This window comes from Sporosarcina sp. FA9 (assembly GCF_051550205.1).
In the GTDB taxonomy this organism is placed as follows: Bacteria; Bacillota; Bacilli; order Bacillales_A; family Planococcaceae; genus Sporosarcina.
Genome location: NZ_CP188819.1, coordinates 1,105,158 through 1,119,137 on the forward strand (window position 1 = coordinate 1,105,158; position 13,980 = coordinate 1,119,137).

Annotated in this window: 14 protein-coding genes; 13 read left to right on the plus strand and 1 reads right to left on the minus strand. The window is 39.6% G+C overall.

Translation table 11 applies throughout. The annotated features are described in order from the left end of the window. The first annotated feature begins 73 nt into the window (after positions 1–73). A complete protein-coding gene (locus ACP8HH_RS05270) occupies positions 74–1,120 on the plus strand; it encodes a SepM family pheromone-processing serine protease (protein ID WP_438316860.1) in 1,047 nt (348 codons plus the stop codon). Here the strand turns inward: ACP8HH_RS05270 and ACP8HH_RS05275 are convergent, their stop codons facing one another. Next, entirely contained in the window at positions 1,121–2,341 is a 1,221-nt protein-coding gene (locus ACP8HH_RS05275) for a nucleotidyltransferase (RefSeq protein WP_438316863.1), read from the minus strand. A 124-nt stretch (positions 2,342–2,465) separates the two neighbouring features. Between ACP8HH_RS05275 and ACP8HH_RS05280 the strand changes: the two genes are divergently transcribed. The 12 genes from ACP8HH_RS05280 (at position 2,466) to ACP8HH_RS05335 (ending at position 13,908) form a co-directional block, all read left to right on the plus strand. Then, on the plus strand, positions 2,466–2,999 hold the full coding sequence (locus ACP8HH_RS05280; RefSeq protein ID WP_438316866.1) for a YceD family protein: 534 nt from the start codon (positions 2,466–2,468) through the stop codon (positions 2,997–2,999). Positions 3,000–3,024: 25 nt separating this feature from the next. Beyond that, complete coding sequence (gene rpmF / locus ACP8HH_RS05285) at positions 3,025–3,198, plus strand: 50S ribosomal protein L32 (RefSeq protein ID WP_438316868.1); 174 nt, start codon at positions 3,025–3,027, stop codon at positions 3,196–3,198. Between the two features lie 263 nt (positions 3,199–3,461). Then, positions 3,462–4,235, plus strand: a complete 774-nt coding sequence (locus tag ACP8HH_RS05290; RefSeq protein WP_438316871.1) for an enoyl-CoA hydratase/isomerase family protein — start codon at positions 3,462–3,464, stop codon at positions 4,233–4,235. 93 nt (positions 4,236–4,328) lie between these two features. Further along, on the plus strand, positions 4,329–5,684 hold the full coding sequence (locus ACP8HH_RS05295; RefSeq protein WP_438316873.1) for an acetyl-CoA carboxylase biotin carboxylase subunit: 1,356 nt from the start codon (positions 4,329–4,331) through the stop codon (positions 5,682–5,684). Next, positions 5,685–5,900 (plus strand): biotin/lipoyl-containing protein, encoded by a 216-nt coding sequence (locus ACP8HH_RS05300; RefSeq protein WP_438316876.1) that lies wholly within the window; start codon positions 5,685–5,687, stop codon positions 5,898–5,900. 57 nt (positions 5,901–5,957) lie between these two features. Beyond that, positions 5,958–7,499, plus strand: a complete 1,542-nt coding sequence (locus ACP8HH_RS05305) for an acyl-CoA carboxylase subunit beta (protein ID WP_438316879.1) — start codon at positions 5,958–5,960, stop codon at positions 7,497–7,499. 115 nt (positions 7,500–7,614) lie between these two features. Beyond that, the gene (locus ACP8HH_RS05310) at positions 7,615–8,004 is read left to right on the plus strand and encodes a DUF3397 domain-containing protein (RefSeq protein WP_438316881.1); all 390 of its coding nucleotides are present in this window, start codon (positions 7,615–7,617) and stop codon (positions 8,002–8,004) included. 85 nt (positions 8,005–8,089) lie between these two features. After that, the gene (bshC, locus tag ACP8HH_RS05315) at positions 8,090–9,706 is read left to right on the plus strand and encodes a bacillithiol biosynthesis cysteine-adding enzyme BshC (RefSeq protein ID WP_438316884.1); all 1,617 of its coding nucleotides are present in this window, start codon (positions 8,090–8,092) and stop codon (positions 9,704–9,706) included. A 204-nt stretch (positions 9,707–9,910) separates the two neighbouring features. Further along, positions 9,911–10,342, plus strand: coding sequence for a division/cell wall cluster transcriptional repressor MraZ (gene mraZ / locus ACP8HH_RS05320; RefSeq protein ID WP_381538694.1), 432 nt, complete (start codon positions 9,911–9,913; stop codon positions 10,340–10,342). Positions 10,343–10,384: 42 nt separating this feature from the next. Next, positions 10,385–11,317, plus strand: coding sequence for a 16S rRNA (cytosine(1402)-N(4))-methyltransferase RsmH (gene rsmH, locus ACP8HH_RS05325; protein WP_438319039.1), 933 nt, complete (start codon positions 10,385–10,387; stop codon positions 11,315–11,317). Positions 11,318–11,332: 15 nt separating this feature from the next. Next, the gene (gene ftsL, locus ACP8HH_RS05330; protein WP_438316887.1) at positions 11,333–11,704 is read left to right on the plus strand and encodes a cell division protein FtsL; all 372 of its coding nucleotides are present in this window, start codon (positions 11,333–11,335) and stop codon (positions 11,702–11,704) included. Beyond that, positions 11,701–13,908, plus strand: coding sequence for a penicillin-binding protein (locus ACP8HH_RS05335; RefSeq protein WP_438316890.1), 2,208 nt, complete (start codon positions 11,701–11,703; stop codon positions 13,906–13,908). The genes ftsL and ACP8HH_RS05335 overlap by 4 nt, the downstream gene beginning before the upstream one ends. Positions 13,909–13,980 lie beyond the last annotated feature (72 nt).

Genomic DNA, 13,980 nt, shown 5'->3' on the forward strand with positions numbered 1-13,980 from the left:
TCTGATGTTTTTCTGGTGCTACACTTATATATATGTGAAGAGAGTACAGGCTATTAACGGAGGTGGCACTAATATGAGAAATAAAAGACTTGGTAAATTACTTGTTGTGTTAATTATTATCGCGGCTTTTTTCCTTTATCCAATCGATTCTTATATTTCAAAACCTGGTGGAGCTTATGATTTAGCACCGCTTGTGGAGGTTGAGAATGGAGATTTAAATGACATAGGTACATTCAGTTTAATGACGATATCTTTGTCAAAGGCTACACCGTTAACTTATTTGTTTGCAAAAGTTTCCGACAAGCGAAAGATTCTTCCGGCTATAAATGTGAGAAGAACAGGTGAAAGCGACAAAGACTATAATGTGCGACAGAAGAAGTTAATGTCTGATTCTCAATTCAACGCAATTACGGTTGCTTTTAAAAAGGCTGATTTACCTGTGGATGTAAAGTTTGATGGCGTATTTATCGTAAGTGTCTTAGAAGATGGAGCGGCGGACACGATATTGGAAGTTGGAGACAAAATTTACTCGATTGACGACAAAAACCTTGATGAGTCCGGTGAATTTTATCAACTAATTGGTAATAAAAAACTTGGAGATAAAGTTCAAATGTCTATCGAAAGAGATGAGAAATTCATGGATGTATCCATTACGATTAAAGAAATTCCGAAAAGAGACGGACGTATTGGGCTTGGAGTCGAATTTCAAGAAGACAGAACGCTAACGACGGATCCATTAGTGGAGTTCCAAACGTCTAATATCGGTGGACCTTCAGCAGGTTTATTATTTACTCTTGAAATAATGAATCAATTAATTGATGAAGATTTAACAAAGGGATATAACATTGCAGGCACAGGTGAAATGTTGGAGGATGGTACTGTTGGAAGAATTGGTGGTGCAGACTTTAAAGTAATTGCAGCATCACGTGAAGGTGTGGAAATCTTTTTCGCTCCTGAAGACGAAATACCGACAGACGTATTGGACCGCAATCCTGGTTTGAAAACGAATTATGCTGAAGCAGTAGAAATGGCAAAAAAAATAGGTACGAAAATGAAAATCGTACCCGTTAGATCGATTGATGATGCTCTTGAATATTTGGAGAAATTAGAACCTAAGTAATTAAGGAAGTATAATGGGAGATCTTTTATAATCATCTCCAATAATAGGAGCATTTGTATTGTGTGCGATTCCAAGGGCATACATATCAGACGCGTGAATATCCATTTGTAAGGATGAATTTGAAAAGGCGGCTGCTTTGCTTACGAGAGGAAGCTTCAGCTTTTTTTTATTTTTGTTTAAATAAAATCGACCTTTTTCTGTCATACCCAAAAGTCTTAAATACGAAGCTGCACCAATTTGGTTGCGAAGTTCGTATGTGAAGCCGGTATAAATATGTGTGAGCATTCGCTGAATTCGTGTCCATGTATATCGTTTTGATTTGACATCACTCATGAAGCCTTCAAATGTATTATTGTTTTTTGCGGATCGATACATTAGGTTTTCGATACCTTCGGTGATGTCGGCGATCTCCGCTAACCGTTGTGGGCCCTCCCGGAGTATTGTGAAGCGAAGTAGGGGATAAAAGGATTCCCAGTTACCGAAAGATCCTTTGTCGTCACGCCAAGCAGTTAGGGCATTGAATGTTCCTTGTGGAAAAAAATGACGGACAGAATCTAAAGTGTCAAAGTCGAAAAAAGATTTACGGATTCCGGTCGCACTCGCAATTGTCTGTTCATCATCCGCATCATCATGGTACCCGGCAATTATGCGGGGAATTGTTGCAGCAGCCATAGTAGAACTTATTTCCCGAGCTGCTTGCATATAATGAAATCCTAAAATATTGTTTGGTTTTGTTAAATCTGCAACAGGTAGATTTTGTCCAGATAACTGAACTGCATATAGATATGCCTCATTCAACGCTTTTGGATAACTTAATCCGCGCTCCACTGCTTCTTTCACTATTTGTTCATATTTGTCACCGGCGTTTTGAAGGACTGAAATACTTTGTTCGAAGGGCTTAATATCACCATCTTCACTTCCGAAGCAAAATGCATCACAACCGATAGCATCAAGTAATTCAATGGCACCTTTTGCAAAAACAGGAGCATGTGCTGTCGCATATACGTATGGCAATTCGATTACTAAATCTACACCACCACAGAGTGCCATTGTAGTTCGAGCCCATTTGTCAACAAATGCAGGCTCGCCTCTTTGAAGAAAATTGCCGCTCATGACCGCAATTACTACGTCTGCCGAAGTCGATATTCGGGCTTGTTCAATGTGATAAACATGACCATTATGGAACGGATTATATTCAACAACAATCCCTATAGCTTTCAAAGCGAGACCTCCTTTGGTATACTGATGTTTATTATAACGATGTGGCTAACGATGTGACAAGAGATTGTCTTGACATCCCTTTTCGCACATTATATAATCAAGAATGTTGTCTTGAGGTGATCGCATGAAATGGTCCATCAATCAATTGCAAAGATACAGGTCAGGAGATATGCCGCTTGACGAAGTGGTGAACCTTGATTCCGTTAAGAAACGGAACCCGGAAATCCGGAGCATCAAGCCTATCCAGGTCACCGGAAGTTGTAAAATCGGTCCGAGAGATATCACGTGCCGATTCCGACTCGAAGGTACAATGATTCTACCTTGTTCCCGAACTTGGGAAGATGTTGACTATCCGTTTGTAATCGAATCCGTTGAGCAATTCAGCTGGGATGAGACGGTATTGGCAACAAATGATGAAATTCATCCTGTTGTAGGTGATTTCGTTGTTCTAACACCTGTATTTGAGGAGCTCGTCCTCCTTGAAGTACCCCTTCAAGTTTTTGGCGCAAATGCCGACAAAATGAAACAGGCTGATGGAAAAGGTTGGTTATATGTAACTGAAGAGGAACACAATGCTCGGCTCCAAGAAGAGCAAAAAACAAAAGTGGATCCGAGATTAGCTGGATTAGCAAACTTTTTCGACAAGCAAGACGAATAGGTAATATAGTAAGGAGGTGCCCCAGATGGCTGTACCAAAAAGAAGAACATCAACAACAGTTACAAAAAAACGCCGGACGCATTATAAATTGCAAGTTCCAGGCATGGCGACATGTGATAACTGCGGCGAAATAAAACTATCTCACCGTGTTTGTAAATCATGCGGTCAATACAAAGGAAAAGAAATCATAGCTGAATAATTCTATTCTGCTACTAACGCCACCGGGGACCATGGCTCCGGTGGCCTTTTTCTATAGAAAAATAAATCGTGCGGGAGTTCCTACTCTCTCTCGTTGCTTTGCATTCCAGATGGAACGCGTCCGCTCGGAACGGAAATCAGCGTGTAAGAAGGATGTTTTCGTTCACCACCATCATATATTGTATAGTTGTTTACATAGACAAAGTTCTAACCAGTCATGGATAATGAATATAAACATTTGACTAATTATTCGGAGGGATTCACTTGGCGTATACCATTACTATTGATAACGATATTGCTCTTTTTACAATCGATCGTTCGGAAAAAAGAAATGCTGTAAATACAGAAGTGATGAGCGGTTTTGAGGAATTTATTGAACAAATAGGGAAGAATCCTGCAATTGCTTTCGCTGTTATTACAGGAGCGGGTGACCAAGCGTTTTGTTCCGGTGGAGACTTAGGTGAATTTCATAATTTAAAAACAGCTGAAGAAACATTTCCGATGTTAAGTAAAATGGCGGGGATTTTATACAAAATTGCCACTCTGCCAATCCCTACAATAGCTTTAGTAAACGGTGCTGCAGTTGGTGGCGGTTGTGAAATCGCAATGGCTTGTGACTACCGTGTCGTTTCGAGCACTGCAAAAGCTGGGTTTATACAAGGAACACTTAATATTACCACCGGTTGGGGTGGGGCTACATTATTGTTTGAAAAGGACGGCAAACATGACCGAGTTTTTCGACTGTTATCTGAAGCAAAAGTACTTTCTGCGAATGAGTTACTTGAAATAGAATGGGCTACGGAAGTTTATGACGGCAATGCGGAAGAGGGCTTAGCGACCTTTCTTACATCAATGTCCAAAATCCACAAATCTGTTCACAGGGCATATAAGGGAGTCGCAGTTCGAAAGTGGACAGCAGACTTTATGCGTGATCGTATGATTGAAGAAGCACGTCAATGTTCAATTTTATGGGAAAGTGAAGCACATCATAAGGCGGTAGAGGGTTTTTTAAGTGGACAAAACTCATCAAAGATTTAATTTTTTTACGAAAAAACTTGAAAACGTTTTCATTTATCGTTTAAACTATTGAAGATGGGTTTTTTTACAATCATCTAATTTGGGGGTTGAATAATGAAAAAGATATTAATTGCGAATCGTGGGGAAATCGCAATGAGAATTATGAAGACTTGTAAACGACTTGGTATTGCAACAGTTGCCGTTTATTCGGAAGCGGATAAAGATATGCCTTTCGTGCATGAAGCGGATGAAGCTTTTTTACTTGGACCACCACCTGTTCAACAGTCGTATTTGAAGTCTGAAGAGATTATTCGCATTGCTTTAGAAAATGGAGTGGATGCGATCCATCCGGGTTATGGGCTGTTGTCTGAGAATGCAGACTTTGTTCGGAAAATAGAAGCTGCTGGTATTAAATTCATAGGTCCGGATGCCGAAACAATCGTGAAAATGGGCGATAAAATTGGTTCTCGCGTAATGATGCAGGGAGCTGGAGTTCCAGTTGTTCCTGGAACGAATGAAGGCATAGCCACTTTAGAAGATGCAATACGGTTTGCGGCGGAGATTGGTTATCCAATAATGCTGAAAGCGAGTGCTGGTGGCGGAGGTATTGGAATGGTCCTTTGTGAAACTGAGCAAGCACTCAGTCAGAATTTCGAGACCGTAAAAAAACGTGCGAAAATCTATTTTGGGGACGATGTCGTATTTCTTGAAAAATATATTTCAAATGCACGTCATATCGAAGTGCAAATCTTTGGCGATGACCGCGGAAACGTCGTGCATCTCTTTGAGCGAAATTGTTCGGTACAAAGACGCAATCAAAAAGTAATTGAAGAGTCACCTTCTCCGGAGTTGCTTGAAGATACACGTGGGAAACTTCATGCTGCTGCAGTGAATGCTGCTAAGGCGGTTGATTATAAAAATGCAGGAACTGTAGAGTTTATTGTAGACGAAAAAAATGAAATCTACTTCCTTGAAATGAACACACGATTACAAGTAGAACATCCTGTTACAGAAGAAATTACAGGCTTTGATTTAGTAGAATGGCAAATTGAAGTAGCAAAAGGCAACGACCTTCCTGTTACGAGTCAAGAAGACATTAAATTTGTTGGGCATGCAATTGAATTTCGCATATATGCAGAAGACCCGATTAAATTCATGCCGTCGCCTGGACCCTTACATAAGATGGATTGGGGAAACACAGATGGAGTTCGGGTAGACTTTGGATATATTGAAGGGAATCAGGTAACGCCGTTTTACGATCCACTCATTTCCAAAGTGATTGTACATGCGGAGACACGAGAAAAAGCAATTGAGAAGTCAAAAACATTCCTTGCAGGAGTACAAATAGAGGGGCTTAAAACAAATCTTCCTTTATTTAATGAGTTTCTTGATTTTGAACGCTTCCAAACGGGAGATTATACTACAGCGGTACTAACACAATGGTCAGAACATCAAAAGGAGGAAAAATAAATGACGAAATTAAAATCAACGATGGCAGGAACGGTATTTACGGTGGATGTAGCAATAGGTGATGAAGTGAAGGCTGGACAGGTTGTTATGGTTCTAGAATCAATGAAAATGGAAATTCCAATTGAATCAGAAGTTTCTGGTAAAGTAACTGAAGTTAACGCGCAAGTTGGCGATTTTGTTAACGAAGGCGATGTTGTTGTAACACTCGGAGAATAAAGATTGTAAAGTAAATCTTTTGTTCGAAGTAAGGTTTTAGTAGAAGGGGGAATTCGAATGCCAAACAATAAGGGGTACAATAAAACACTTGAAAAAAAGCTGGAAGAAATATTTTCTGGGGGACATCCGAAATATCATGAAAGACTAAAAGAACAAAATAAGTTATTTGTTCGGGATCGACTTGGGCTGCTGTTTGACGGCGGTAAATATACTGAAGACGGTAGATTCGCAAACTATGAAGCAGGTGATTTACCCGCTGATGGAGTTGTGACTGCTACTGGGAAAGTAAATGGTCAGACAGTTTGTGTGATGGCGAACGACTCTACGGTTAAGGCTGGTTCTTGGGGTTCTCGCACTGTTGAAAAAATCATACGAATTCAAGAAATTGCAGAGAAAATGCGCGTCCCGATGTTGTATTTAGTCGATTCAGCTGGAGCACGAATTACAGATCAGCTTGATATGTTCCCGAATCGTAGAGGTGCTGGGAAAATATTCCATAACCAGGTGAGGTTATCAGGATTCATTCCTCAAATATGTGTCTTATTTGGCCCTTCAGCAGCAGGTGGAGCTTATATACCGGCATTTTGCGATATCGTCATTATGGTTGACGGAAATGCATCCATGTATCTTGGTTCCCCGCGAATGGCAGAAAAAGTGATTGGTGAAAAAGTGACACTTGAACAAATGGGTGGAGCACGTATGCATTGTTCGATTAGTGGTTGCGGAGATGTACTTGCCGAAAACGAGGAAGAAGCAATTGCTGAAGCTCGTCGATATTTAGGGTTTTTCCCAGCAAACTTTACAGAAGCAGCTCCATTAAGAGAAGCTGTGGCAGCTAAAGTTGGACGCACACTTGAAGAAATCATTCCTGAAAACCAGAATGCCCCTTTTGATATGTACGAAGCGATTGATGCATTAGTCGATGAAGGAAGTTTTTTCGATGTAAAGAAATTATTCGCGAAAGAAATCATTACAGGATTGGCGCGAATTGATGGTCGTCCTGTTGGAATTATTGCGAATCAGCCAAAAGTGAAGGGCGGCGTTCTGTTTGTCGATTCTGCAGATAAAGCGGCGAAGTTTATTACTCTTTGTGATGCATTTTCGATTCCTCTTCTATTCCTTGCGGATGTGCCAGGTTTCATGATTGGTACAAGTGTGGAACGTGCGGGTATTATTCGTCACGGTGCGAAACTAATTATGGCGATGAGTTCCGCGACAGTACCGAAAATTTCTGTAATTGTGCGTAAGGCTTATGGAGCTGGACTTTATGCAATGGCAGGTCCCGCGTTTGAACCTGACGTATGTATTGCTCTGCCGACTGCACAAATTGCTGTAATGGGTCCCGAAGCGGCTGTCAATGCGGTGTATTCAAACAAAATTGAAGCGATTGAAGATCCGAAAGAACGTATTGCGTTTGTTCAGGAAAAGCATAAGGAATATACTGAGGAAATCGATATTTATAAATTAGCTTCCGAATTAATAATTGATGAGATTATTGCACCTTCTAGTTTAAGAGAAGTGCTCATCGAACGTTTTAATGATTATAGTACAAAAAATGTTCCGCAACCGCCACGTAAGCATCCCGTTTATCCTGTATAAATTGGTTGTTCATTTGACCGTAAAAAATGTAGGTACAATATAATCAAAGACACTAATCGCATAGAGGTTAGTGTCTTCCTATATGTTGTTCTATTGATGGAAAAGAGGAATAGCCATGAGTACAGTTATTTCCGTTTTGCTTGGAGTTCTAATCGTATTTCCATTCCTATTGACATTTCTTATTCTTGTATTCTTTCGTAGAAGAGGTAGAGCGCCGGTAACCGTTATTGGGCTTGCTGCAGATCTAACTACGCCGTTTTTGTTTCTGGCTGTTTATATTATCTCCCGTGCGATTCTTGGCACAGGTATCGGAGTATATATTGCAGTAATCGCGATTGTCATAACGATTGCCTATGCATTTGTAGAAAGATTCAAAGTAAAAGAGTTTCAAATTGTTCGTCTTTTACGCAAGTCATGGAGACTATTATTTCTTATTCTGGCGGCGGTCTATTTTGTATTACTGATTATTGGTATCGTGCTTAAAATTATGGACTCTCTTAGTTGAGAACACTTTAAGCGTATATTTTTCAAAAAACCCTTTATAAATGCTATACTCTGTAAAGATAAATCGTCAAAAAGGGGCATGGAAAATGAACTTAGAAATGTTAGCATTACCCGAAAAAAACAAGGTAATGCAGTCTTATACGAATGATCCTGAATTTTTACATACGTATTTTGATTATATAATTGAAGAAAGTTCGTTTTTTATTCGAAATAAAGAACTTTCGGAAAGATCTTTTCAGCGAAGTGAGTTAAAAGAAGTACTAATCTCATTTATGAAGCCATTTGGAATTTCCGATGCCGCGCAAAAACACATTGACGAACTTGCTTTAAATGGAGTTGCGGTTGTAGGTGGGCAACAGGCTGGACTCCTAACAGGTCCTTTATATTCCGTGCATAAGGCGATTTCTGTACTATTACTTGCCAAACAGCAGCGTGAATTATTAGGAATACCCGTTGTGCCTGTTTTTTGGGTGGCTGGAGAAGATCATGATTTAAACGAAATAAACCATGTTCATACCGTTGCAGATTATCGCGTATCCAAAAAACAATACCGTGAGAAATATATATTAAAACTAATGGCATCGGATGCGACATTTAAACAAGACCAAATGGCCGAATTCGTTAAAGAGATATTCGGCACGTATGGTGAAACGGTTTATACGAAAGATTTACTCGCCGAAGTTCTTGATGCGTTAAAAAAAGAGTCCACATTCACAGGTTTTTTTGTAAGGCTTATGAATGGTCTTTTTCAAGATGAAGGTTTACTTTTCCTGGATTCGGCATATCAACCACTTCGGGAAATCGAAAGTGATTACTTTATCCAACTGATTAACGAGTCCGAAGAAATAGCCTCTTTAATCCATCAGAAAGAACAGCAATTCGATTCAGCTGGTTTTGGAACTCCGATGGATGTAAAACTAGATGGTGCTAATTTGTTTTTTGTTCATGAAACGGGTCGGGTTTTGCTGACAAGAGAAAATAGTTATTTTATTAATGACAGTGTAGGAATTCGTTTTACTAAGGAAGAACTGCTTAAAATTGCAAAACAGGAGCCGTGGCTTCTAAGTAATAACGTGGCGACAAGACCCATTATGCAAGATTTCGTTTTTCCGGTACTGGCTTTTGTAGGCGGACCTGGTGAAATTGCTTACTGGGCGGTTTTAAAGGATGCATTTCATCATCTGCAAATGAAAATGCCGATCATTGTGCCAAGAATGTCCATAACACTTGTTACTTCAAAAACGAGACAGGCTCTCGATTCAAAATCAGTAACTTTTAGTGATGTCATTTCTGGAGAATTCATCGCTGTAAGAGAAGAAGTCATTGATGATTTACGAGACGACCCGTTCAATAACGCGGTTGATGAAACAAAAGAAATGGTGAAGGTCCAGTACGATAAGTTAAAAGAAATGATAAGTAAAGAAGATACTAATTTCATAGAACTCTTACAAAAAAACTTAAAGTTTCATGAGCGTCAGTTTGAGTATTTAAAAGAGAAGTCGGATGAAAATATATATATAAAACACGATGCATTACTTCGGGCGTTTGGACTAATTGAATCTGAATTATTCCCTGAAGGCTCCTTACAAGAGCGAATGTATACTCCGTACGCATATTTGAATAGCTATGGACCAACACTCATTCGTGATTTACTCGAGTTGCCGTTTGAAATGGATGGGACGCATAAAATCGTCTATCTTTGACAATAATTAAAAGAACACTCTTGCAAGCACAATAGTGCGGGCGGGGGTGTTTTTTGTATTTTTCCACTGGACATAAACCAATAGTAATCTCAATGTAACAAGTACTATAGACGCATTTTGAGTAATACCGATAACTTTTTCAGAAACAGGTGGAGGAAAGTGGGGCGATGTGGTACATTTACTTTATATAGTGGGGTGAAGAGTATGTTTATGGGAGAATATCAGCACACCGTAGATGCAAAAGGTCGACTTATTGTTCCTTCTAAATTTAGGGAACATTTAGGTGCTGGTTTTGTGTTGACCCGTGGACTTGATAACTGTCTCTTTGGCTACCCTATGGATGAATGGAAATTGCTTGAGGAAAAACTTAAAGCTCTACCTGTAACAAAAAAAGATGCACGAGCATTTACTCGGTTTTTCTTTTCTGGAGCCACAGAAGTCGAACTCGACAAACAAGGGCGCATTAATATTCCATCATCGTTACTAAACTACGCGAAAGTAGAGAAGGATTGTGTCGTAATCGGTGTTTCAGGCCGTATTGAAATTTGGTCTAAACCACTATGGGAAGTCTATTATGACGACTCAGAACAATCGTTTAATGAAATCGCGGAAAACATTATAGACTTTGACTTTTAACAGTAAAAACAACATTTAACAATTAGAAAGTAGGCGGACCACATATTCAATCATACGACAGTGTTGCTGAATGAAGCCGTCGATGGCTTAAATATAAAAGACGACGGTATTTATGTAGACTGCACGCTTGGCGGCGCAGGTCACAGCATGGAAATATTAAAACATTTATCCCCACAAGGAAAACTTATTTGTTTCGATCAAGATTCAACAGCAATTGAAGTGGCAAAGGAAAGATTAAAAGACCATCTTGAACAAGTCATTTTTATTCGTTCAAACTTTAGATTTTTAAAAGAAGAGTTAGAAAAAATAGGGATAACGAAAGTTGATGGAATTCTTTACGATCTCGGTGTTTCATCTCCACAACTCGATACTCCAGAACGGGGTTTTAGTTATCACTTAGATGCTCCGCTCGATATGAGAATGGACATGGATGCGCCCCTCACTGCTTACGATGTCGTGAATGAATGGTCGTATCAAGACCTGATACGTATCTTTTTCAGATACGGCGAAGAGAAGTTTTCTAAACGAGTTGCACGGAAAATCGAGGAGACTCGGAAAGAAGCTCCAATACGTACAACAGCAGAACTTGCTGAACTCATTAAAGTAAGTATACCTGCTGCTACAAGAAGAACAGGTGGACATCCAGCGAAAAGAGTATTCCAAGCTATACGAATAGCAGTAAATGATGAATTAGGTGCTGCGGAAGATTCCATATCGGATGCAATAACATTGCTCAGTTCTGGTGGACGTCTTAGTGTCATTACATTTCATTCACTTGAAGATCGTCTATGTAAAACAATTTTCAAGGAAGCGTCTTCACTCCCAGAATTACCACCCAACTTGCCAATCATTCCTGAAGGGATGGAGCCAATAGCGAAACTAATCACGCGTAAACCGATTATTCCAAGCGAAGACGAAGTGGAAACGAATAAGCGAGCAAGATCTGCAAAACTTAGAATACTAGAGAAAATATAAAGGGGGAAGTGGACGATGGCATTAGAACAACGAAGAATAGTATCTTCATACATACGTGAGCAAGAAATACACGATATACCTCAACAACAACCACAAAAGCAACCTTTGCGTAAAAGAGTTTCATCCGGTGAAAAACTAATATTCGTGCTGTTTTCAACAATCCTCGTTTTATTTTCATCGATGATTTTACATACACAAGCACAAATAAATGATGTGAATCGTGAAGTTCAAGTACTTGATAGAAGTATTATGGAAACAAAGAAAGAAAATGCCGACTTAGCGACTGAGGTGAAAGAAAAATCCACATATGAACGCGTATGGGAGAAAGCGAAGGAACTTGGTTTGGACCTAGATAAGAACAACGTAAAGGTTGTGTCTGGACAATGAAAAAGAAAAAATTTCGTTTCCAATGGGGAGCCTTTCTGATGTTTTTAGCTTTTGGAGGGCTCTTTTTGCTTTTATTTGGAAGGATTGTTTATATTCAGATAACGGGCGAAGCGGAAGGAAAAGTCATGTCAACGCTCGCTGAGGTCAAGTACGCACGGGAATCATTACTCCAAGCGGATCGGGGAACAATTGTAGATCGAAATGGTGAGTTAATTGCCTCGGATACACTAAGTTACCGACTTGTTGCTGTTTTAAGTGAAGATGCAACGCCTAAAAATTCAAAGAGGGTCAGACATGTTGTGGATTATGAAAAAACTGCGGAAATACTTTCAGAGTATATCCCACTTGAAAAATCGTTTATCCTTGACCATATGCTTGATTATTCTAACAAGGAAAAATATCAAGTTGAATTTGGTAAAGCGGGTCGTGATTTAAGTCATGAAACTGTAGCTGCCCTGAAAAAATCGAAACTTACAGGACTTGAATTTGTGGAAGAAAAGAAGAGGTTTTATCCTAATGGAATTTTCGCATCCTATCTAGTAGGATTTGCTTTAAAAGAAGAAGATGAAGAGAAGAATATTAATACCGTTGGCAAGATGGGACTCGAAGCAACATACAATAAAGAGTTGACCGGAACGAATGGTAAAGTTGAATTCGATTCAGATCACTGGGGATTCGTTCTTCCAAAATCTGAAAAGTTAATACAACCCGCACAAGATGGTTTTGAAATTCAATTGACACTTGATAAAACAATTCAAAACTTTGTAGAAGATGCGATGAAACGTGTTGATGACGAATATTCACCAGATAAAATGCTCGCTGTAGTCGTTAATCCGAAAACGGGTGAAGTTTTGGCTATGAGTCAGCGTCCCACTTTTAATCCATCAACGCGTGAAGGATTGACTGCGAACTGGCTTAATGATGCAATCGAGAATACGGTTGAACCGGGTTCAACTATGAAGATGTTTACGGTTGCAGCCGCAATCGAAGAGAAAAAGTGGGATCCGATGGCTTTTTATAAGTCAGGTCAGTACACGGTCTTCGATAAAACCATCCGTGATGTAAATCGGACGGGATGGGGAACGATTACTTTCCTTGAGGGGTTCCAGCGTTCTTCCAACGTTTCAATGGCTTACTTACTTGAAAGAATTGGGGATCGAAAGTTTTTAGAATATGTAAAGGATTTTGGTTTTGGACAAAAGACCGGAATTGGCTTACCGAAAGAAGTGTCTGGAATTATTTTAGATAAAAACCCTAGTGAACGTTTAACAACGACATACGGACAGGGATCTACAGTAACTCCGGTTCAAATGCTTCAAGCCGCAACTGCAATTGCAAATGACGGCGTTATGATGAAACCTTATGTAATCGATAAAATTACAAATCCGAATACGAATGAAATTGTGCAAGACGAAAAACCCGTAGAAAAAGGAAGACCGATTTCTGCGAAAACAGCAAAAGAAGTAAGGGAGTTACTTGCTTCTACTGTTACATCGGACCACGGAACCGGACGAAAGTTTGCAATTGATGGTTATACAGTTGCTGGAAAAACGGGTACTGCTGAATTACCTGGTGCAACGGGTAAATACCTAGCGGGTGGATCTAATTATCTGTATTCGTTTCTTGGAATGGTACCTGCAGAAGATCCACAACTCGTAGCGTATATACTTGTCCAACACCCTAAATTAAAAACGGGGGAAGCCGGTTCAGAACCCGTAGCAAAACTGTTTAAATCCATAATGGAAAACAGTTTGAAATATATGAATATTGTCCCGGAAGGAATCGAAACAAAAGAAACAATCGATTTAAAAGACTTTACAGGGAAAGATTCTAAAGAGGCAATCTCGCTGTTAGAAAAAGATGGTTTTATACCTGTCCTTATAGGAGACGGGGAAGTTATAAATTCCCAGTACCCAAAAGAAGGGGTAAGGCTTGCAGAGGGAACGATAGTCATATTAAAATCGGAAGGTCCGATTTCTTTGCCGGACTTTACGGGATGGTCAAAAAAGATGGTACTTTCATATAAAATGTTATCGGGACTCGATATTCGCATTAACGGTAACGGATATGTAACAAGTCAAGGCTTATCAACTGGGAGTAATATAGGACCCGAAGACCCCGTGGTTGTTAACTTGCAAGAGCCCTCGGAAATTTATAAAGAGGTTGAAATTGATGAGGAAGAAGAAAGTATTGTAGGTGGTTAACGAATAGCTGACCGTTTCATCTCATACGTTTAAAGAAAAACGTGAGGTGTATCCATACTGCGGACAATTATC